Annotated in this window: 22 protein-coding genes; 3 read left to right on the plus strand and 19 right to left on the minus strand. The window is 58.3% G+C overall.

Annotated features, from left to right (window positions below; translation table 11 throughout):
• The 9 genes from PJU76_RS07225 to PJU76_RS07265 all read right to left on the minus strand — a co-directional run bounded on the left by PJU76_RS07225 (nt 1) and on the right by PJU76_RS07265 (nt 7,514).
• Entirely contained in the window at nt 1–1,002 is a 1,002-nt protein-coding gene (locus PJU76_RS07225; RefSeq protein ID WP_271778968.1) for a hypothetical protein, read from the minus strand.
• Nucleotides 999–1,907 (minus strand): AAA family ATPase, encoded by a 909-nt coding sequence (locus PJU76_RS07230; protein ID WP_271778969.1) that lies wholly within the window; start codon nt 1,905–1,907, stop codon nt 999–1,001. Before PJU76_RS07230 ends, PJU76_RS07225 begins: the two co-directional genes overlap by 4 nt.
• Entirely contained in the window at nt 1,904–3,334 is a 1,431-nt protein-coding gene (gene gcvPB, locus PJU76_RS07235; RefSeq protein WP_271778970.1) for an aminomethyl-transferring glycine dehydrogenase subunit GcvPB, read from the minus strand. Before gcvPB ends, PJU76_RS07230 begins: the two co-directional genes overlap by 4 nt.
• A complete protein-coding gene (gcvPA, locus tag PJU76_RS07240; RefSeq protein ID WP_271778971.1) occupies nt 3,331–4,683 on the minus strand; it encodes an aminomethyl-transferring glycine dehydrogenase subunit GcvPA in 1,353 nt (450 codons plus the stop codon). Before gcvPA ends, gcvPB begins: the two co-directional genes overlap by 4 nt.
• A gap of 4 nt (nt 4,684–4,687) precedes the next feature.
• A complete protein-coding gene (gene gcvH, locus PJU76_RS07245; protein ID WP_215860471.1) occupies nt 4,688–5,071 on the minus strand; it encodes a glycine cleavage system protein GcvH in 384 nt (127 codons plus the stop codon).
• Nucleotides 5,068–6,195: a glycine cleavage system aminomethyltransferase GcvT gene (gcvT, locus tag PJU76_RS07250; protein WP_271778972.1), complete on the minus strand. Its 1,128-nt coding sequence runs from the start codon at nt 6,193–6,195 to the stop codon at nt 5,068–5,070. Before gcvT ends, gcvH begins: the two co-directional genes overlap by 4 nt.
• Before the next feature lie 86 nt (nt 6,196–6,281).
• On the minus strand, nt 6,282–6,767 hold the full coding sequence (locus PJU76_RS07255) for a YajQ family cyclic di-GMP-binding protein (protein ID WP_271778973.1): 486 nt from the start codon (nt 6,765–6,767) through the stop codon (nt 6,282–6,284).
• A gap of 7 nt (nt 6,768–6,774) precedes the next feature.
• Nucleotides 6,775–7,269: a molybdenum cofactor biosynthesis protein MoaE gene (locus PJU76_RS07260; RefSeq protein WP_271778974.1), complete on the minus strand. Its 495-nt coding sequence runs from the start codon at nt 7,267–7,269 to the stop codon at nt 6,775–6,777.
• Between the two features lie 2 nt (nt 7,270–7,271).
• Nucleotides 7,272–7,514 (minus strand): MoaD/ThiS family protein, encoded by a 243-nt coding sequence (locus tag PJU76_RS07265; RefSeq protein ID WP_271778975.1) that lies wholly within the window; start codon nt 7,512–7,514, stop codon nt 7,272–7,274.
• Nucleotides 7,515–7,618: 104 nt separating this feature from the next.
• On the opposite strand from PJU76_RS07265, the gene sohB reads away from it, so the two are divergent.
• Entirely contained in the window at nt 7,619–8,620 is a 1,002-nt protein-coding gene (gene sohB / locus PJU76_RS07270; protein WP_271778976.1) for a protease SohB, read from the plus strand.
• Here the strand turns inward: sohB and PJU76_RS07275 are convergent.
• Complete coding sequence (locus PJU76_RS07275; RefSeq protein ID WP_271778977.1) at nt 8,617–9,012, minus strand: hypothetical protein; 396 nt, start codon at nt 9,010–9,012, stop codon at nt 8,617–8,619. The genes sohB and PJU76_RS07275 overlap by 4 nt on opposite strands.
• An 11-nt stretch (nt 9,013–9,023) precedes the next feature.
• Complete coding sequence (locus PJU76_RS07280) at nt 9,024–9,437, minus strand: DUF423 domain-containing protein (protein ID WP_271778978.1); 414 nt, start codon at nt 9,435–9,437, stop codon at nt 9,024–9,026.
• A 126-nt stretch (nt 9,438–9,563) separates the two neighbouring features.
• Here PJU76_RS07280 and PJU76_RS07285 point away from each other — a divergent pair, with 126 nt between their 5' ends.
• The gene (locus PJU76_RS07285; protein WP_271778979.1) at nt 9,564–10,610 is read left to right on the plus strand and encodes a complex I NDUFA9 subunit family protein; all 1,047 of its coding nucleotides are present in this window, start codon (nt 9,564–9,566) and stop codon (nt 10,608–10,610) included.
• Between the two features lie 12 nt (nt 10,611–10,622).
• Here PJU76_RS07285 and PJU76_RS07290 read toward each other — a convergent pair whose 3' ends face one another.
• From PJU76_RS07290 to PJU76_RS07305, 4 genes are read right to left on the minus strand one after another with little or no spacing between them, the layout of a single operon-like run.
• On the minus strand, nt 10,623–11,039 hold the full coding sequence (locus PJU76_RS07290) for a tetratricopeptide repeat protein (RefSeq protein ID WP_215860478.1): 417 nt from the start codon (nt 11,037–11,039) through the stop codon (nt 10,623–10,625).
• A 17-nt stretch (nt 11,040–11,056) separates the two neighbouring features.
• Complete coding sequence (gene mdoH, locus PJU76_RS07295; protein WP_271778980.1) at nt 11,057–13,138, minus strand: glucans biosynthesis glucosyltransferase MdoH; 2,082 nt, start codon at nt 13,136–13,138, stop codon at nt 11,057–11,059.
• The gene (locus PJU76_RS07300) at nt 13,135–13,641 is read right to left on the minus strand and encodes a hypothetical protein (RefSeq protein ID WP_271778981.1); all 507 of its coding nucleotides are present in this window, start codon (nt 13,639–13,641) and stop codon (nt 13,135–13,137) included. The genes mdoH and PJU76_RS07300 overlap by 4 nt, the downstream gene beginning before the upstream one ends.
• A gap of 5 nt (nt 13,642–13,646) precedes the next feature.
• Entirely contained in the window at nt 13,647–15,182 is a 1,536-nt protein-coding gene (locus tag PJU76_RS07305; RefSeq protein WP_408629757.1) for a glucan biosynthesis protein, read from the minus strand.
• A 405-nt stretch (nt 15,183–15,587) separates the two neighbouring features.
• On the opposite strand from PJU76_RS07305, the gene PJU76_RS07310 reads away from it, so the two are divergent.
• Nucleotides 15,588–17,006, plus strand: a complete 1,419-nt coding sequence (locus tag PJU76_RS07310; RefSeq protein WP_271778983.1) for a dihydrolipoyl dehydrogenase family protein — start codon at nt 15,588–15,590, stop codon at nt 17,004–17,006.
• Between the two features lie 20 nt (nt 17,007–17,026).
• Here PJU76_RS07310 and PJU76_RS07315 read toward each other — a convergent pair whose 3' ends face one another.
• From PJU76_RS07315 to thiC, 4 genes are all read right to left on the minus strand, one after another.
• Nucleotides 17,027–17,509 carry a CopD family protein gene (locus tag PJU76_RS07315; protein ID WP_271778984.1) on the minus strand — a complete coding sequence of 161 codons (483 nt, stop codon included), beginning with the start codon at nt 17,507–17,509 and terminating at the stop codon, nt 17,027–17,029.
• Nucleotides 17,500–18,186, minus strand: coding sequence for an alpha/beta hydrolase (locus PJU76_RS07320; RefSeq protein WP_271778985.1), 687 nt, complete (start codon nt 18,184–18,186; stop codon nt 17,500–17,502). The genes PJU76_RS07315 and PJU76_RS07320 overlap by 10 nt, the downstream gene beginning before the upstream one ends.
• The gene (locus PJU76_RS07325; RefSeq protein WP_271778986.1) at nt 18,170–19,528 is read right to left on the minus strand and encodes a sigma-54 interaction domain-containing protein; all 1,359 of its coding nucleotides are present in this window, start codon (nt 19,526–19,528) and stop codon (nt 18,170–18,172) included. The genes PJU76_RS07320 and PJU76_RS07325 overlap by 17 nt, the downstream gene beginning before the upstream one ends.
• Nucleotides 19,529–19,654: 126 nt before the next feature.
• Complete coding sequence (gene thiC, locus PJU76_RS07330) at nt 19,655–21,538, minus strand: phosphomethylpyrimidine synthase ThiC (protein ID WP_271778987.1); 1,884 nt, start codon at nt 21,536–21,538, stop codon at nt 19,655–19,657.
• Nucleotides 21,539–21,546 lie beyond the last annotated feature (8 nt).

Genomic DNA, 21,546 nt, shown 5'->3' on the forward strand with positions numbered 1-21,546 from the left:
TCAGCCCCCCCTTCCCGGATGCGGCAAGCGCCGCAACCACTGTCCGGCCATGCGCAAGCCCAGAGGCAGGGGAGCACGCTGCTCAACCTCCCGGAGCATCGGGAAAGGCGGCTGTTGCGCCAGCAGCAACAAGGCTTGATCCAGGCCCGAGCTTCCGCGACCCGTAATCATCCCGCCAGGCATCCGTAGTTGCCACGCCCAGCCCCGTTCCAACGCGATGTCCAGCGCCGCGCGGAGTATTTGCAGGCGCTGCTCCACTAGCCAGCGTTGCAGCGCCGCATCTTCCCAGTCGAGCAACATCCGACGCTGCCCTGCCTGCTCCCGCTCCCGGGTAGGCAAGCGCAACTCCCCCTGCGCGCCTAAAGACCAGTCCACCCGACGCCAGACTACAGCACCCAGCCCTTCTCCGGGCAGACGCTCCCGCACCCAGAGCAGATCACCGCTGCCACCGGGCTCACCCCCTTCAGCCTCCTGCTGACCCAGATCTGCCGACAGCAACGATGGCTCGCCCGCGGTGGGAGCCACCCAGGGCTGGTCCGCTGACTCCACCGTCAGGTGCAGACCTCGCCAGACAAAAGCAAAGGGAAAGGCGGAACCCATCCGTAGAGGGGGTAAGGGCGGCTGACCGCGTAGCGGCGGGTGCCAGGGCAGCGCAACCAAGGCTTGCTGACGCGCGCCCACCCGAGTCAGAGTACGTTGCGCATCACCCAGACGCAGTTCCAACAGCCACAGGGGCCAGGGGCGTGGATTATAAATGCGCAGGAGCAGATCGCCCTGCTCTCCTGCGGTAAAAATCTGGCCGGGCAGCACAGCGGCACGCACCCGCCAGAGGTTGCCGATGGCGACAAAACCGGAAAGCACCATGATGGCCAGCATCATGGAAACCAGCAAGAACAAGACATTATTACCGGTGTTCACGGCAGAAAAACCGAGGGCCAGAGTCAGCCCGACAAAGACCTTACCAGGACGGGAAAGACGTACCTCCCGCCGTTTGCGACTCACGGACCAAAGCCCCAGGTATCCTGCATCAGCAGTGCCGTCAGTTCATCGCCGCCCAGCGATGCGCTGGACAGCAAACGATGACCCAGCACCGGTACCGTCACAGCGCGCAGATCATCGGGTGTCACAAAATCCCGGCCCGCCAGAAAAGCCCAGGCCTGTGCGCTCGCCTTGAGCGCCAGCAAACCTCGTGGCGACAACCCAGTCCGCACCCGCGCGTCCTCACGACTGCGTTGCGCCAGGGCCAAAAGCATTTCCTGTAGTTCCGGACTCAGGAATACCGCCGCAACCGCTGCCTGCCACTGGCGCAGCAGCGCGGCATCGGCCAAGGCTTGCAGATCGGCGGGCCGTCGATTTTCCCCGGCCAACAACCGCCGCTCCGCCTCGCGACTCGGATAGCCCAGCGCCAGACGCAGCGTAAAGCGGTCCAGTTGACTCTCTGGCAGCGGGAAGACCCCAGCGTGCTCCTGCGGATTCTGGGTGGCGATCACAAAAAAGGGCTTGGGCAGCGGAAAGCTCTGCCCATCCGCCGAAACCTGTCCTTCTGCCATGGCTTCCAGCAGGGCCGACTGACTGCGTGGCGAAGCCCGGTTGATTTCATCCATCAGTACTACGGCATGAAAAATCGGACCCCGATGAAAGGCGAAGCGTTGCTCGCGTGGATCGAAGAGACTACTCCCCAAGATATCCCCCGGCAGCATGTCCGCCGTCATCTGCACCCGCATAAAATCCAGACCCAGCAGACGCGCCAATCCCAGCGACAAAGTCGTCTTGCCCACCCCCGGAACATCTTCCACCAGCACATGCCCGCCGGCCAGAAAGCCGGACAGAATCAGGCGCAGCGCCCGTTCTTTATCGAGCAATACCTCACCGAGCGCGTCCAGCAGACTCGCCGGAGATACCGTCATTGTGCTGCCGCCACATCCAGGTGCCGCGCCGCCAGCGCCTCATCCAGCCGCCCCACCGGCAGATGGTGGGGTGCTTCACGCAAAAGTTCCGGTTGCGCCAGTGCCTCCTGACGAATCTGTGCCATGATCGCCACAAAACGATCCAGGGTTGCCTTGCTTTCCGTCTCCGTCGGCTCAATCAGCAAACACTCAGGCACCAGTTGCGGGAAGTAGATGGTCGGCGCATGAATCCCGAAATCCAGCAAACGCTTGGCTACATCCAGCGCCCGGATGCCCGTCGCTTTCTGCAAGTCACTGACCGTCAGGATGAACTCGTGGCTGGCTCGCCGCTCCGGAAAAGCCGCCTGATAACCCACCCGCTGCAATTCCTTGAGCAGGTAGTTGGCATTGAGCGCGGCATAAGCCGATACCCGACCTACCCCTACCCGACCCAGACGGCGTAGATAGGCATGGGCACGCAGTAACACGCCGATATTACCACCATAGGCACTGAGCCGACCGATACTCCGGGGCGCCTCCTGCTCGGTCATCCAGTGCAGGGCACCCTCGCCTTCGCACAGAACCGTGGGCAGCGGCAAGAAAGGCCGCAGGCGTTCCTGCACCGCTACAGCACCCGCACCCGGCCCACCGCCGCCATGGGGCGTAGCAAAAGTCTTATGCAGATTCAGATGCATTACATCAAAGCCCATCCGGCCCGGCTGCACCCGCCCGAGAATGGCATTCAGATTGGCGCCGTCATAATAGAGCAGCCCCCCCACTCCATGAACGCGTGCGGCAATATCCGCAATCCGTCGCTCAAACACCCCCAAAGTGGAAGGATTGGTCAGCATAATTCCTGCCACATCCGGCCCAAGATGCTGATCTAAAAAGGCCATATCCAGATCACCGTCAACCAGATTGGGAATTTCCACCACCGCAAACCCCGCCATCTGGGCACTGGCCGGATTAGTGCCATGTGCCGCCGCAGGAATCAGGATTTTCCGCCGTTCATGGTCTCCGCGCGCCGCATGATAGGCGCGGATCATCGCAACACCGGCCAACTCGCCCTGGGCGCCCGCCGCCGGGGTCAAACTCACCGCCGCCATGCCGGTTACCGCCGCCAGCCATTCCTGCAACTCCCAGAGCACCCGCAAAAGTCCCTGCATGGCTGGCGCCGGCGTATCCGGATGCAGGCGCGCGAAGCCCGGCAGCGAGGCCATGGTATGGGCAATCCGCGGATTATACTTCATGGTGCAGGAGCCCAGTGGATAAAACTGGGTGTCGATGGAGAAATTCTTCTGCGACAGGCGGGTATAGTGGCGCAGCACCTCCAGCTCCGCCGGGTTGGGCAGATCCAGGGGTGCCTTCCGGAGCAGATCCGCCGGGATATCGGACGGCAACTCCGCCGCTGGAAAATGGTGATCGTGATCGAAAATGGAATCGCTCATAAGGTCTCCAGCACAGCTGTCAGGGCATCGCGATACGCCAGCAGATCGGCTTCTTCCAGCAGCTCCGTGGTGCAAACCAGTAGATCGCCCGCCTCTCCCATCCCCCAGTCTGTCAGCGGCAGTCCCGCCAGCAGACCATGGCCCAGCAACGCATCCCGCACCACCGCGGCAGACTGTGGCAGACGCAGCACAAACTCATGGAAGAAGGATCCGCCATAAGGCAAGCGCACACCCGGCACGACCGCCAACAGTTCCCGCAACAAAATAGCCCGTTCATGGCAAAGTATCGCCGTTTGCTGCAACCCGCGCCCGCCCAGCGTTGCCATGTGAATGGTAGCCGCCGTCACCATCAGGCCCTGATTGGTGCAGATGTTGCTCGTCGCCTTACCGCGGCGAATATGCTGCTCCCGCGCCTGCAAGGTCAGACAAAAGCCCGTCCGGCCCTGTCCGTCCACGGTTTTGGCGACCAGCCGTCCCGGTAACTGCCGCACGTAGGCCTTGCGGCAGGCGAGAAAACCAAAGTACGGCCCACCGCCGGTCAGGGGAATGCCCAACGGCTGCCCTTCGCCCACCGCTATATCCGCGCCCTGTGTGCCCCAATCCCCCGGCGCCTTCAGCAGAGCCAAAGCCAGGGGATTGACCACGGCAATAGCCAACAGGCCATGGCCATGAGCCCAGTCGGTCAACGCATCCACGGACTCCAGTAAACCCAGGGCGTTACTCTGGGGGATGATCAGTGCCGCCGCACCCCCCGCCTCCGCAGGTAATACCAGAGTGCCGGCAACGCGGTCATAAGGCACCGTCACCAAACGGATCTGTTGCAGGCCGAGAATGCTATCCAAAACCCGCCGCCAACTCGGCAGCAGGTTCTCCGGCACCAGGATAGATTTATCATCGCCCTGACCACCCTGAATGCGCAACGCCATCAGGCAAGCCTCCGCCAGCCCCGAGGCCCCGTCGTAAAGTGAGGCATTGCTCACCTCCAATCCGGTCAGCCGCGTGATAAAGCTTTGGTATTCATAAACGACCTGCAGCGTACCCTGGCTGGCTTCCGGCTGATACGGCGTATAGGCGGAATAAAATTCGCCGCGTCCGGCAATCTCCCAGACGATGGCTGGGATGTGGTGGGCATAAGCGCCCCCCCCCGCAAAGCAGCGCAACGGCGCGTTGCTCAGGGCTCGCCCCTCCAGTTCGCGGCGCAGAGCCATCTCCGACAGCCCTTCGGGCAAGGCCATATCCTGCACTTGCAAATTGGGCGGGATTTCATCAAATAGCTGGTCGAGGCGCTCAACGCCGACGGCGGCCAACATGGCCGCCGTCTCCAACCCATCGTGGGGAATATAGGGCATTTACTCAAGACTCCGTTAATTTAGCATAAGCTGCCGCATCCAAAAGTCCGGCCCAGGCTGCGGCGTCGGCCTCGACCACCATAATCCAGCCCTGACCATAAGGGTCTTCATTGAGCCACTGTGGGTTATCCCCCAGTCCGTCATTACGCTCCACCACCGTGCCATTGACGGGCGCATACAAATCCGCCGCCGCCTTGACCGACTCCAGCACGCCGCAGACTTCACCACTATGAATCGCCTTGCCGACACCAGGCACTTCCACATACACCAGATCCCCCAGCAATTCCTGGGCATGATCGGTAATCCCCACCCGGTAGCGCCCGCTCCCCAGATCTTCGACCCACTCATGGGTATCGCTGTAACGCAACGTCTCCGGAATTTTGTTCATGCCGCATGCTCCTCAGGAAAAGAAAAAGTTGCCACGCCTTGCCGCCAGAAAGGCGGCTTTACCACCAGAGCCGGACGCCGCGCCCCACGCACCAAAACGGCGCATGCGGCCCCCGGCTCCAGCGCCGCATCCACGCGAGCCAGCGCGATGCCGCACTGCAGGCTGGGCGAGAAAATACCGCTGGTGACCACCCCACAAGGCTGCCCCGCCGCATCTTCCACCACATAACCATGACGGGGAATCCCCTCACGCATCGCCAAACCGATCAATTTGGCGCCCCCCCCAGCGGCCAACTGAGCCTCCAGTGCTGTTCGCCCCAGAAAATCCCGCCCTGCGGCACGTAAATCCACCGTCCAGGCCAAATTACTCGCGTAAGGCGAAACCGCCGTCGTCATATCCTGGCCGTAAAGATCCAGTCCCGCTTCCAGACGCAGGCTATCCCGTGCCGCCAACCCGGCTGGACGCGCCCCAGCGGCCACCAGCCGATTCGCCAGGCCCGGCAACAAAGTATTCGCAGCGATAACTTCGACCCCATCTTCACCGGTATAACCTGTGCGCCCGACGAAGAAATCACCCTGCTCCAGCGCGTGAAAAACCGGCAACTCCGCCAATGCGGACATGCCCAAGGCCGCCGCCGCCATGACTCGCGCTGTGGGACCCTGTACCGCCAGAATCCCCAGATCCGGCCGCTTCTGCAGGGTCACCCGCCAGCGGTGGGCATCCACCAGGGCCTGCAGGTGCGCCGTGTCCGCCTCCGCCCCCCCTGCATTCAGCACAATCCGATACCTACCATCTCCACGATGGGTGACGATCAGATCGTCAATAATCCCGCCATCGCCTTGCAGCATCGTGCTGTACAGCGCCTTGCCCGGCACCGCATCCAGCTTCGCCACATCGTTGGCCAAGGCATAGCGCAGCAACGTCCGCGCATCTGCTCCGCTCAGGTCCAAAGGCCGCATGTGCGACACGTCAAAAAGCCCCGCCGCCTGCCGCACCGCCTCATGCTCCGCCAATTGCGAACCGTAGTTCAGAGGCATTTCCCAACCCGCAAAATTCACCATGCGCGCGCCATGCGCGACATGCCAGTCATAAAGCACCGTGCGCCGTGCTGAGATCGTGCTCATAAAGCGGCCACCCTCACGCCCGACACCTCTGCAATGAGCGCTGCCCACTTTGTCTTATTCATGCCATCCCTCTTTGATGCTTGCGATTAGTCCCGGAAGTTGTTGAATTGTATTGGCAGACCAAAGTCATGCCCCCGCAGCGCGGCAATAGCGGCCTGCAGCTCGTCCCGGCTCTTGCCGGACACCCGCAACTGGTCTCCCTGAATACTGCCCTGTGCCTTGAACTTGCCGTCCTTCAAGAACTTGATCATGCGCTTGGACACTTCTGTCTCCAGCCCGACTTTCAGGCCCAACACCTGCCGCTCCATCCCACCCGCCGCAGACACCACTTTACCCACATCCAGGGCCTTCAAATCCACCCCGCGCTTCACCATGCGCATCGAGAGCAAATCGATCATCTGTCCCAGCTTGTATTCATCTTCAGCGATCAGGATGATCTCCTTCTCCTTGCGCTCCATCGACGCCTTGCTGCCCTTAAAGTCATAGCGGGTGTTTATTTCCTTAACCGTTGTATGCAGGGCATTATCCACTTCCTGCATATCCACTTCAGACAGCACATCAAAACTTGGCATAGCAATCTCACTTCAACTGTGTGTGGGAATAATGGGTATAAGGCGCATGGGTGTGACCCTCGCGCCCCCCGGCACGACAGCCCGGGCAATCGGTCACCCAGCGCACGCCCGCAAGGGTGACCTCTTTTTTCCAGAAAGGCGCGCTGGTTTTCAGGACATCAATCAAAAAACGGCAGGCATCAAAGGCCGCCGCCCGGTGCCGCGACCATACCGCCACCATCACAATGTTGTCCTGGGGCACCAGATACCCATAACGATGAATAATCAGACTATCGAGAATATCATAGCGCCGGGCTGCCTCGGCACTGATGCGCTCCAGCTCGCGCTCCGTCATCCCCGGATAATGCTCGATCTCCATGGCCAAAATATCCGCCGCCTCACTATAATCGCGCACCGTCCCGGTAAAAGTAACCGAGCCACCCGCTCCGGCAATGGCATCCACTGGATAAGCCGCCATCTCCGCCATGGGCTCAAAATCTTCCCTCTGAACTTTAATAATCACAACTAACCACCTGTTACTGGCGGGAAAAACGCCACCTCATCGCCATCATGTACCATCCCAGAGAAAGGCACATGCTGCAAATTCACCGCCGCCAGCAAATGCGTGTTTTGCAGAAGCACACCGGTCTCGTCTTCCGCCAGCGACAACACCTCCTCCACCGTTACGCCCCCCTCCGGCATCAGCAAGGATATCTCCCCCACCCCGACACGCTCGCGTACGCTGGCAAAAAACTTCACATAGATCATGAAAAAAACACCTCAGCAAGAAGCAAAATGATAAGCCTGCACGCGCCAGCCAGCAACCATATCCGAATCTTTACAGTCATCGTCTTTCCGCCTATCTTTGCGCCATGGAAACCTTCTTCAGTCACTATCTGCTTTTCCTCGCCGACACCGCCACCATCGTGGTCGCCTTACTTATCGTTGCGGGCGGCATCGCCGCTATCGCCATGAGCAGACGTAAAAATCCCACATCAGGGCAGGTGCAAGTCAGCGACCTGCGCAAACAACTAGAACAATCCAGCGAAAACGTCCAGCAATACCGGCTGGATAAAAAAGCCCTGAAAGTCCATCAAAAGGCCCTCAAAAAAGACCGCAAAGACAAGGCTAGAGACCTCATTACCGAAAGCTGTACTTATCTGCTCGATTTTAAGGGCGACATCCGCGCCTCTGCCGTCAACGCCCTTCGTGAAGAAATCTCCGCCATTATTCAGGCCACCAAACCCGGCGATACCGTCCTGCTCCGCTTAGAAAGCGGCGGTGGCATGGTCAATACCTACGGTCTCGCAGCGGCCCAGATATTGCGCCTGCGTGCCGCCAAAATCCATGTCACGGCACTGGTCGACACTGTCGCCGCGAGTGGCGGCTACCTGATGGCGGTCACTGCCGACCGCATTGTCGCCAGCCCCTTTGCCCTCATCGGCTCCATAGGCGTGGTCGCACAGATTCCCAACTTCCACCGCTGGCTGCAAGACCGCAACATCGACTGGGAACAGTTCACCGCAGGCAAATTCAAACGCACGGTCACCCTGTTCGGCGAGAATACCGACAGCGGCCGAGCCAAGCTACGCGAAGAGCTGGAAGAAACCCATGCCCTGTTCCGCGAATTTGTACAGCAGTACCGTCCGCAACTGGATTTAGAGCAGGTGGCCACCGGCGAGGCCTGGCTGGGGAGCAAGGCCTTGCAACTAGGACTGGTAGATCAGCTCGCCACCAGCGACGAAATTATCCTGGAAGCGGCACAAAGGGGCAAAGTACTCACCCTCCATTACCAGCGCCAAAGGACACTTCCCCAACGTCTCGGCCTCGCCGCCCAGCAAAGCTGGGACAAGCTCTGGCAAACACCACATTAACCGTTGCTCTTCCGTACCGATACCCGCTTCTGCCACGCCATTATCGCGTCGACAACTTCCTGATCAAAGTCCATGATTTCATGCTCCTTGACCAGTTGTTTCGCCGCCTGCACCTGCGTATTAATCCGCCAGGTTCGCGAAATATTCTGGAAATAGGGGTCGGTATCCAGATAGCAATTTTCTTGAGCTAAGGCACGCTTCAATTTGAGTGGCTTACCTTCTTCAGCATGGCACAGTACGGTTTTTGAAGTAATTTCTACTACGGAATACGCCCGTAGTGCCGTTATAGTCCCGCTGTAGGGCACATGCTCCACAACCCAAAACTCATCCCCCACTTCGGCATCGGCGAAATCCAGATATTTACCGTATGCATTTCCCGTTGCAATTAACATAATTATCCCTTCTACATTGCGGATGCCCGCCACATGCTCAGTGCGAGCAACAGCCAGGAAAGAACCAGCGTTATCCCACCCACGGGCGCAAAAAAAGCCCAAGATACGTCACCGGTCAGCGTCAACAGATAGAGTCCGCCACAGAACAGTAGCGTACCCAAGGTCATCAATCCTCCTGCCGCATAAAGCAAACGCCGTTTGCCATACTGGCGGATCAACACGCCGATGAACAACAGACCGAGCCCATGATAAATCTGAAAGCGATTCGCAATATCGTAAATATGCAAGTCCTCGGCACTCACCCGGCTGGCCACCAGATGATCACCTGCCGCGCTGAAAATCACCGCCAGGGCCATCACCAATGCGCCCAGTGCTACAAAACGCCCGCCCAACCGCGTCGCCGCATTCCCTGTCAATTCCGCCATAGTATTCCCCTTGCCAGCACTCTGCGTTTATATCCCATGTGCGGGACCAGGTTCAAATACGGGTATATCCATCCACACCGTTCATAAGCCTGTGCTATGCTTGGCAACGCAATTTCAGGAGGCATCATGGCAACACATAAGATTTGCATTCTCGGCGGCAGCGGTTTTGTCGGGCGTCATCTGGCCGAGCGTTTAAGTCAGGGCGGGCACTCGGTACGCATCCTGACGCGTAATCGCGAACGCAACCGCGAAAACCTGCTGGTGCTCCCCGGCGTGGAAGTGATTGAGGCGGATATCCATGACCCCATCGCCTTAGAAAAGCAACTCGAAGGATGCGACGTGGTCATCAACCTCGTTGGTATCCTCAATGAAAACAAGCCCGGCCGCGAAGATCATCCGCCCGGGCGACATGGTGATTTCGAGAAAAATCACATAGAGCTACCACGCTTGGTGGCGAATACCTGCGGACATCTGGGCATTCCGCGCCTGCTCCACATGAGCGCTTTGGGGGCCAGTCCCATTGGTCCCAGTGCCTACCTGCGCTCTAAGGGGATCGGTGAGGAGATCATCCGCCAATCTGGTGAGAACAGCGCGGAAATGGGTCACTTTAATTACCTGACTGGCCCAAAACTGCTCTGGGGTCGCGGTCTGAAGGTAACTTCCTTCCGCCCTTCAGTGATTTTTGGGGAAGGAGACCACTTTTTTAACCGCTTCGCGCAATTGCTGCGCGGCATCCCTTTTTTCATTCCCATGGCCGGCACAGACGCCAAAATGCAGCCGGTCTGGGTAGAGGATGTGGTCAGTGCCTACGTGCAGTCCATCGACGATGAAAAAACCTATGGCAAGGCCTATGACTTGTGCGGTCCCAAGGTGTACACCCTCGGCGAACTGATGGCTTACGCCCAGAGCCTGATCGGCACCCATCGTGCCATCGTGCCCCTCGGTAACCTCGTCGGCAACCTGCAGGCCGGTATCATGGAAAAACTGCCTGGTAAATTGCTCACGCGCGATAATTTGCTTTCCCTGTCCGTAGACAATATTTGCACCCGGAAGGATCTGGCTGATGTATTTCATATCCAGGCCACCGCCATTGAAAGCGTGGTACCTGGTTACCTGAGGAAAAAAGGGGGCCGTGCGGAGCGTCTGGCCGAACTCCGCAATCGGCGCCCCTAAGTACCAAGCCAATTAATGGGTGGGTGAGCCGGTACCTCCCCGCCCAAAGGTGTTCAGAAGCTCTGCAGCGACGTCTCCGGGCACTTCACCGAGGACAGCCGTCATTCCGGCCAGGGCACGGGCGTCCCCTTGACTTGCTGCCAGACTGAACAATTCGTAGGCATAGTGCAGATCCCTGCGCAGCCCTGTCCCCTGATAAAACATCAATCCTAAATTAAACTGGGCGGGCGCATCACCCTGATCTGCTGCTGCCCCGTACCACTTGGCGGCTTCCAGATAGTCCTGTTGAACTTCAATGCCTTCGGCATATTTCACGCCCATATTGAATTGCGCCACTGGGTCACCCGCTTGTGCCCGTTCCTGCAAGTCGCGCAAGCTGCGGATACCCGCCAGGGCCATCAGATCCAGGGATTCGCCGCCCTTAGTCATCACTTACCTCCGATAAGTTACACATCCGTCAATTTCCGCTCGTCGCTTTGCAAGCCCCAAGCGGCCAAGCGTGCCCGATCGGCAGTGGACCAGACCGCACGATGCAATGCGAGCATGGAATTACGATCACTGAGCAGTATGTTGCGTTCGCGGCTGTTGAGTTCCTGCGGCCCCTGCTCCAATGCTTTGTGACAGAGACTCGCCGCGCGCGGCCAGGCCCCCGTGCGGTTTCGCTGCAGGGCGGTATGGATGGCGTTGAAGCGGGGATCCACCACAACCTGTATGAAGGGATCTCCTTCAATGTGGGGCAGGCAGGCCACGCTATCCACGCTGAGTGCCTGCAACTCTGGTGGGACACGTACTTCTTCGGGGATAACGAAGAGACGATGACGCCGCGCCCAGCGTCCCAGTGCTGGCCGACTCGTCCAAGCTGCAATAGGCACCGCTGCCGTCAACCCCCCAAGTATGGGTACCAGCCAGACAAAATGCCAGAGGCCCAGAAAAGGGTACAAAAGCGCTGCCAAGCTCAGGCCCAGCGCAGAATACCAGCCGAAATACCGGAAGGCATCGGCCCAGGAGGTTTCCTGATCACCGCGCACCTGGCCGCCCCAATGCACACCTCGCCCCATCAATGTCTGTATCACAAACTGGCTATGAAAGGCCATGCGGATAGGTGCCATGAGGATCGAAAAAAGACTCTCGAAAAACATGCTGGCCAGCAGGTTGAATAAGCCACCGAAATGGTCTTTTTGACCGCGCTGATGCATCACCCAGAACACCGCCATAAATTTGGGTGATAGCAGCAAAATAACCGTTACTCCAAACAGCCAGAAGGGCATGGGATCGGCCAGCCAACTCCAGTCAAAGAGCGTTGTGCTACCGTTATTGGCTGTATTGGCCCAGTGCAGCGAGCCCAGTGCTCCAAGGATTAAAAATATTCCCCACAATGGCGCCGCCAAAAATGACATGGCACCGTTGATAAAGAGAAAACGATGCGCCGGGCGCAGTCCCTCCCCCGCTAGCAGGCGCAGATGTTGAAGATTGCCTTGCGCCCAGCGACGGTCCCGTTTGAGATCATCGATCAGTGTCGGTGGTACTTCTTCATAGCTCCCCGACAGGCTGGGCACAAACCATACCTCCCAACCACTTTTGGCCATGAGCGCCGCTTCAACAAAATCATGGCTCAGTAGCGGGCCGCCTAGGGGCGCACGCCCCGGCAACACGGGCAAGGCACAATATTGGGTGAAGGGTACGGTACGCAGAATGGCGTTGTGGCCGATATAATGGCCATCACCCAGTTGCCAGAAGCGCAGACCGGCACTAAAAACCGGTCCGTACAAATACTGTGCAAATTGTTGCAGGCGGGCATAGAGAGTTTCGCGGTTAACGGCCAGCGGCTGGGTCTGGATGATGCCGACCTGCGGATTGCCCTCCATCATCTCCAACATCCGGTAGAGCGTCTCGCCGTTCATCACACTGTCGGCGTCGAGCACAACCATATATTCATAATTCTTACCCCAGCGACGACAGAAATCCGCCACATTGCCACTCTTGGCCTTGTTGTTGACGGGCCGCCGCCGGTAATGAATACGGCCAAAAGCATCTAAAGACTGGCAGAGGGCTGACCACACCAGTTCTTCGCGCAGCCAGATCGCGGGATCACGAGTGTCACTCAGCAAAAAAAACTCGAAGTGCGCGAGCGCTCCGGCGTGTTGCAGAGATTTATAAGTCGCCTGGAGCCCCGCTGCGACCCGCTCTACCTCTTCGTTATAGATGGGCATGACTATGGCTACGCGGCTCTGCGGACGCGGCTCCGCGAGACGCAACTCGGGGTTACCCGGTACGGTATCTGTTCGTCCGCGCATGAGCAGAATAAATCCCACCACTGCGGTCCAAAAGCCCGCAGATATCCAGGCGAACAATAATACGAAAATCAGCAGTGTCGGGATTTCCAGCCACAGAGGCAGACGGTCTGCCAGCACCTGAACGAGCATCAGGCCTGCGCCGCACGCGGGCAGAATGATGAGGGTGCTGAGCCAGTAGCGCCGGTACCGGCCGATGGCTTCCCATGGCCGGGCGCTGCTACGGCCCATATTCATGCTTCTCCGGGCAAGACGCGCCGAATCGCACTGATCGCGCCGCGGTCCCGCAGTACAGACTGGACAAGACGCAACAAGGCCGCACCCCAGGAGCGATTCAAAGGTCGCGCTATCATGCTGGACCGCACAATAGCCGGAGCCATTTGGCGCTGCAACCAGCGACAGGATTTACCGTCATGGGTTCCGCCCACGGGCAGGTTGAGAGACAGATCCAGGCGCGCATCCACTTCGTCGCCATCCGTCAGAGTCGCCAAGGCCATGTGCAGACTCGCAAAGGCTTGCGCATAAAGTGCTTCGCCTTCCATGTCCGTGCCACGCAACTGCACCACCACTTCCCCGCGAAGCCACAGCCGCTGAGCCTCGCTTAAGGACAGGCGAGCCATATACTGCTCCACACGGGCCAGCACCAGGGCATTGTTTGCGACGACCACGGCTTCCTCTGTCCAACCCACCAGTAGCTCACCCGCAGGATTGACGCTGTAGCTTGATTCATCCTTAAACATTACGCCTACTCCTTTGCCGCATGTAAGAGATATGTCCAGGTATCACTCATCACCTGGTTGTCCAAGGTTAAAAAACACCGCACGTTGCTGGGCGAATCCGGTTGCGGCTGAATAACCGCAAGCACCCGCCAGACATGCTCTTCTTTATTCCATTCCAACTTTTGGCTGAGCACTTTGGCATTGTCTGCGGCATTGAGGTGGATCTGCATGGGTGCAGTCCCCGGCAGATTCGTGAGGGCGCCGCCCGCGAAATCAATTACCACCGTCCGCGCACCAGGCACTTTCATGTCATTGCCCAAATAAGTGCCCACCGGATGAGCCAGCGGTATCAGACCGTGGTTATCGAGGAAAAAGCGTACAGTATACGCAAAATGCAGGGGCGTTTTGGGCGCGGGCTCATGCCCTGGCACCCAAAACGCAACAACATTATCCATATCGCGGTTGTTGGTGGGGAGTTCTACCAGACGCACCTGCCCCTTGCCCCAGTCGCCATCGGGCTGGACCCAGACGCTGGGGCGCCGTTGGTAGTTGGTCGCAATCCCTTCATACGCGGAGAACTGGCGATCCTCCTGAATCAGACCGAAGCCCTCAGGGTGATCCATGTCGTAAGTGGTGGTCTGGGTGTACAAAGGGTTGTCTATGGGCCGGGTGATCCATTCGCCGTTGCCGTTGGCCATGACCAAGTCACTGGCATCATGCTGTGCCGGGTGCCAGTCACCGGCGGTGATACCACGTCCATGTCCATGCCAGTACATGCTGGTCAGTGGCGCAAGCTCGAGCACCTGTACCGGCTTGCGCAGGTAAATGGTGGCATCGACATGTACCGTGCTGCTATCACCCTGCTGGATGGTGAAGCGATAGGCACCCGTCGCCACCGGACTGTCCATAAGCGCGTAGACCACCATCCGGGTAGCGCCCGCCTTGGGCCGCACCAGCCAGAATTGTTTGAAGTAGGGGAAGATTTCACCGGAAGGTTGGGCCGTGTCGATCCCGAGGCCACGTGTCGACGTCCCGTAGATGGCATTTTTCCCCACGGCGCGGAAATAAGTCGCACCGAGGAAGGAGATGAATTCGTTATAACGAGGCGGTGTATTCAACGGCGCGAGCAGCCGGAAACCTGCGTAACCGAGTTCGCCGGGCATATCTTTGGGTACGTGTAGATCACCGAAACTGAAATGTTTAAGCGTAAAACGGATCGGCTGCACCACACCATCCACGACGCTGCGGATAACCACCGGGCGTTGAAACCAGGAGCCGGGCAGATAAAACTGTGCCTGAAAGGGCAAATGGTCGCCACGCCAGAGTGGCATAACATCCTGAATCTGCGCATATTGCTCAGGGCTGAGGCCTTTCAGGAAGGCTGGGATGGGTAACGGCTTCGCATCATAAGCGCTGTTCACCAGCGTTTTGGCCCTGGCCTCCACGTCGGTCATATTAAAATCAGCAGCATACGTAGTCGGCGTCATAGCCCACCCGGCGAACCCCAACAGGGCGGCGGCAAGCAGCGTTAGTAACGGGCGATTAAGAGGATAAACACGCATGGCAGCAATAAAGCAAAACATGTGCCAGATCATAACTATTTAATTTTGTAATCATTGTCATTATTCCAAAGCTGGAATTGTCGCTTGCACCCGACGCTTTTGGAAGGGATTTGGCCATGAATCAACCACGTCGGCGGGTCTGTTCTTGCAGACAGATTTCAGGCAAGCTTTATAGCTCACTGAAAACATTATATTATCAAAAAGCGTTAATATATTGTTCCCATAAACAATGCGCTTCAGCCATTGAGAATCGCGAGGGGTGGGCGTCGCTGCCAAACAACAATACAATTTATTTATCCGCTGCTTGATCTGCAGGGAGCCTACCAGCCTGGCAAGCAGCAACTCGCCATGAACATGGCAAATGACTTTACGAATATTTCTTATTTTATTGAAAAAGATGGAATCATGAAAACAAAAAATTATGACATCACGATTATTGGCAGTGGCCCAGGCGGCTATCGCGCGGCGGTGCTGGCCACTCTGCGTGGTAAAAAAGCCGCGATCATCGAGAAGCAGACCTGGGGTGGCACCTGCCTGAATCGCGGCTGCGTGCCCAAAAAGGACTGGCATGAGACGGCAAAGTGGATCGAGCAAAGTCGTCATTTCGAAAAACGGGGCGTTGTGGGTATGGCGCTCACAGGAGATATGACGCAAGCCTGGCAGCACCAGCATAAAGTGGTCGAGACGGTGCGCGCCAGCTATGTCGATTATCTGAAGCGTCTTGGCGTGCATCTTTATAATGGCACCGGCTGCTTCCTCGATCCGCGGCACATTCAAATCCAGGGCGTTGCGGGCTTGGCGGAAATCCATACGGAAACCAGCGTCATTGCCACCGGATCGGTGCCATCCCTACCCCTGGGAATCATCACGGTACCCGGTAAGGCGCTGACGAGCGATATGCTTTATGACGACGGCGTCCCCAGTGGGGATCGGGTAATTATGGTTGGCGGCGGGGTCATCGGCACCGAGTTCGCGTATATTTTCACCCAACTCGGCAAACAGGTGGAATGGCTGACGCACGCCCCTCCCCTCGCCCATACCCGGTATTCACCGCAGGCCAAGGATACGCTCAAAGCGGCGCTGGCGGCGTTGAATATCCATCCACAGACAGGATTCAAGATCGCCCGCATTGAAACGACGGCCGCTGGAGTGACGGTCTTCGATGACCGGGGGAAGTCGGTTCAGGGCGATTGGCTGCTGCTCGCTACCGGGCGCCATGCTTTTACGGAGGGACTGGGGCTGGAAAACACCAATGTCACCCTGGATGATCGCGGATTTGTACGGACTAATACCATGCTGGAGACGGAGGAGCCCGGCATCTATGCCATTGGCGATGCGGTCGGCCCGATCATGAATGCCAATCAGGCCCTCAGCGATGCCCAGATAGTCATCCATAATCTGCTCAGCGCCGAAAAACAGGAACGCGATCCGCTCTGGGTACCGGAACTGGTTTATTCGGCAGTGGAACTGGCGCGTATCGGTATGGATGATGATGCGGCCGAAGACCTGGGCTTTGAACCAGCGGTGGGTTTTGCCGCTTTTGAAACCTCACCGCGGGCATTGGGGCAGGATGATAGTGTGGGCTTCGTCCGTTTGTTGGCGGACATGGATAGCGGCGAGCTGCTCGGCGGTGAAATTGTCGGCCGCGATGCTGGCGAACTGATCCACCTGCTCGCCAGCAATGGCAACCGCGATGAGGCCTTGCGCAAGATCGTCGAAACGCGCGTCAACCACCCCTCGCGCGCGGAGGAACTCGTGAATGCCGCCGAAACGCTGGCGGCACGATGGGGTCTGGAAGAGCGGATTTTTGGAACAACAGATTAACGACTGACCCGGACTGAAGGCTACCAGGGGGTGCCAACCATCCCCCACACCCCCATCAGAATCACCACCAACGATAAGAGCAGGTTGACGCCAGAAATCAGGCGGACTTGACCCAAAGCCCGTGCGCCCGCCTTCCAGTCCTGATCGCGGACGGCACGCCGTAGCCGTTTGAGCGGCGCAAAGTAGACATGCAGCGACAGCATCACCATGACCGTGCCCAACAACATCATAATGGAGATCGGCGCACTGAGGGTGGCAAAGCCCCCGTAGAACAGCGGTACCATGGTGTAACCACTGCTGAGCAATACTGCACCGGATATAAAGATCCACAGAAAAAAACGGCGCAGGATGGCGTGCAGCAAAGGAATTCGGGTACCGACCTGAGCGATTTCTGCCTGCAGAACGGGCACCAGCACGACCGTGGCGAAAAAAAGGCCGCCAATCCAGATCACTACGGCGACAATATGTACGGATTGTTCAATCCATAGCAGATTCACCGGCATGGTATCGTCTCCTGAGAATCGGCAATTGTATGGAGAAAGGTGCGCAAATCCAGCAGTTCGTCCTCACAAAGGGTATGGTCCATGGGATAGCGGTGTGCGCTTATCTTATAACCCAATACTTCCATCATCTGCTGGGCAATCTCCATATAAGAAATGGGTAGGACGGCATCCTGTTGCCCGTGCGCCCAAAATATCGGCGGCGACTTGGCCGTAGCCGCCGACAGATGGCTGCGCAACGGCAGGTAGGCACTCAAGGCAAGCACCGCCTTGGTCACATAACCGGTATGCAACGCGGTATAGAGCGACATGGCGCCGCCCTGCGAGAATCCACCGAGAATGATAGACGACCCCCCCTTACCCGCCTCATGATCCAGTAGAACACCGAGCCGCCTGGCCATGTCCTGTAATCCTTCCGCATCTTCCGCGGAATGGCTGTCTGAACCATAAATGTCATACCAGGCCCGCATCGGTCTGCCGCCGTTGATGCGGACCGGACGCACAGGCGCATTGGGAAATGCCCAGCGGTAGCGGCCTTCCGGGTCTACAACATCCGCCATCCCTGCGAGGTCTTCCATAGAGGCGCCGAGGCCGTGCAGCAGCACAACGCAAAGGGCGTCCGCATCGCGACCGGGGCGCGTCAGCAGACCCTCCGGCCAAACATCATGGCTCAACGACATGTTCGGTATGACTCCTCAATGCATCCAACTTACGATATAAGGTGCGTTCACTTACGCCCAGACGTTGCGCCAGACTGCGACGATCCCCGCCGTAACTTCCCCGCGCCCAGCGTAGATATTGCTCTTCCAGCTCCGCCAGAGGAATGATTTCTGCCACGCCTGGCACGGACGACCGCCTGGCAGACACTACGTTTGCCGTACCGGGTTTTTGCCCCGGCAGATGCTGAAGGTTTGTGGGCAAATGCTCGGGAAGAATCCAGACATCATCAGCCAACAGTGCGGCACGCTCAAGGATGTTGCGTAACTCACGAATATTACCAGGATAATCATAAAGTTGCAGAATATCCAGCGTGTCCGCATGAAGCTGGAGGCCCTTGGCCACGGGCAATCGCTGCAGAATGGCTTCCGCCAGCGGGGGGATATCCTCCAGGCGCTCACGCAGCGCGGGCAACACGATAGGAAAGGTATTCAAACGGTAATACAGATCCTGCCGGAACCGCTCCTCCTCGACCATTCTTTCCAGCGGACGGTGCGTAGCCGAGATCAGGCGGAACTGCGAACGGATCGGCTCCACGCCCCCCACTCGCCGGAAATAACCCGTTTCCAGCAGGCGCAGGAGTTTTACCTGCAAGCTGAGGGGGACATCGCCGATTTCATCCAGAAAAAGGGTGCCACTATCAGCTGCTTCTACCAAGCCAATTTTGCGCGAATGCGCGCCGGTAAATGCCCCTTTCTCATGGCCGAAGAGCTCACTCTCGAAGAGGGTTTCTGGCAATCCCGAGCAATCCACCGCCACGAAGGGCCCGTTGCGAACCCGGCTACCCTGATGTATGGCTGCGGCGGCCAGCTCTTTGCCCGTACCGGACTCTCCCAGCAGCAATACGACGGCCTCACTGGGGGCCGCTCGTCGGATAAGCGCGGTAACGTCCTGCCAGGCGGGGGAGTTGCCGACCATAGCCGGGGCAGATTGCGCAACCGACTGCGGGACAAGAATCAGAAGTTCGAGAAAATAGACGATTTCAGCGTTATCGTTGCGAATGGGGTACAGATCAATCTGAGCATTTCCGGAGGTACCGCTATGCACCACATGCTGATCGGTACCAGAACGCTGGCACGAATCGAGGGGGCAGTGGTTGCCCCCCTGACGACAGGTGTAGCCTGCTTCCGCCATGATCTCGTAACAGCGCCGCCCCTGTAAAGGCTTACCATCACCGAAAACTCGCCGATAAGCCTGATTGGCGGCAAGGACCGTGTAATCCGAACAAAGCAATACCGCTGGAACGCTAAAACAGTTTAACAGCGACGTCATTTCCGGTCGTAACTGCTTGAGTAAATCCGTCATGACCCTCCCCATCGTAACTCACACACCAGATCGCGCTACCCGCACGACGAGCACTCTCCCCCGGCAGGCATGCCAACTATAACAGCTTCTGCCAATTCCCGTATGCCATATCTGACAGTCATATTGTTAACGTAGATAGATGTTTTTCCCCAGCCGTTTGAAGTCCTCAGCCTTTTCCTGCAGTCCTTCTAAGCGCGCGGTCTCAATGTCTTCGCCTTTAGACTGGGCGTATTCCTGCAAATCCTGAGAGATTTTCATGGAACAGAAATGAGGTCCGCACATAGAGCAGAAGTGCGCCGCCTTGGCACCTTCCTGCGGCAAGGTCTCGTCGTGATATTCCCGCGCCTTTTCCGGATCCAGCCCGAGATGAAACTGGTCCTCCCAGCGGAATTCAAAACGCGCCTTGGAAAGCGCATTATCCCGTACCTGCGCACCGGGATGCCCCTTGGCCAGGTCGGCGGCATGGGCGGCTATCTTGTAAGTGATGGCCCCTTCCCGCACATCATTTTTGTCCGGCAGGCCGAGATGCTCCTTGGGCGTGACATAACAGAGCATGGCGGTGCCGTACCAGCCGATCTGCGCGGCGCCAATGGCGCTGGTAATGTGGTCGTAGCCGGGGGCGATGTCCGTGGTCAGCGGTCCCAGGGTGTAGAACGGGGCCTCTAAACAGTGCTGTAGCTCCTCCTCCATATTGGCCTTGATGAGTTGCATGGGGACATGGCCGGGGCCTTCGATCATGACCTGCACATCGTGCCTCCAGGCGATCCGGGTGAGTTCACCCAGGGTATGCAGCTCGGCAAACTGCGCTTCGTCATTGGCGTCGGCCAGGGAGCCGGGACGCAACCCATCCCCGAGGGAGAAGCTCACGTCATAGGCCTTCATAATCTCGCAGATTTCGTCAAAATGGGTATAGAGGAAGCTCTCCTGATGGTGAGCGAGACACCATTTGGCCATGATGGAACCACCGCGCGAGACGATGCCGGTAAGACGATTCGCCGTCAGCGGGACGTAACGCAGCAGGACGCCGGCATGAATGGTAAAATAATCGACACCCTGCTCCGCCTGCTCAATGAGCGTATCCCGGAACAAGTCCCAAGTGAGGTCTTCGGCCTTCCCATCGACCTTTTCCAAGGCTTGGTAAATCGGCACGGTACCGATGGGTACGGGGCTGTTGCGGATAATCCATTCGCGGGTTTCGTGAATGTGCCTGCCGGTGGACAAATCCATGACCGTGTCGGCACCCCAACGGGTCGACCAGACCATTTTTTCCACTTCTTCGGCGATGGACGAGCTGACTGCGGAGTTGCCGATATTGGCGTTGATCTTCACTAGGAAATTGCGGCCGATAATCATCGGCTCCAGTTCCGGGTGATTGATATTGGCGGGGATGATGGCGCGGCCCCGGGCGATTTCGTCGCGCACAAATTCCGGGGTAATGGTGTCGGGGATCTGCGCGCCGAAGGACTCGCCGCGATGGGCGCGGAACAGCGCCGGATGGCTGGCGCGCAGACGATCCAAACCCTGGTTTTCGCGAATGGCGACGAACTCCATCTCGGGAGTGATGATACCGCGCCGCGCATAGTGCATCTGGGAGACATTGCCGCCGTTGGCCGCCCGGCGAATTTCGCGGCGATGATGAAACCGCAGATCGGCCGTGCGAACATCCGCCAGACGGGCGCGACCATAGGCGGAACTGGGCTCGGGGCGGCTTTCGATGGCGGTATCCGTCGACGGCCATTGCCAGCGCAGAGCGGGCAAACCCGCATGAATATCGATGACCGCATCCGGGTCCGTGTAGGGACCGCTGCAATCGTAAACCGGGATGGCAGGATTGACTTCGAGGCTGCCGTCCCGCTTCCGGGAGTCGCTCTGCCGAATCTCCCGCAAGGGGATGCGCAATTCCGGGAAACGCTCGCCACTGAGGTAACGCTTGTGTGAGCCGGGAATCGGGCCGCAGGTTACCGCTGCGTCCTGCATAGTGTTCACCATATCCGTGGGACGGGTAGCCATCAGTCATT

The sequence above is a fragment of the Acidithiobacillus ferriphilus genome (genome assembly GCF_028215975.1).
GTDB lineage: Bacteria > Pseudomonadota > Gammaproteobacteria > Acidithiobacillales > Acidithiobacillaceae > Acidithiobacillus > Acidithiobacillus ferriphilus.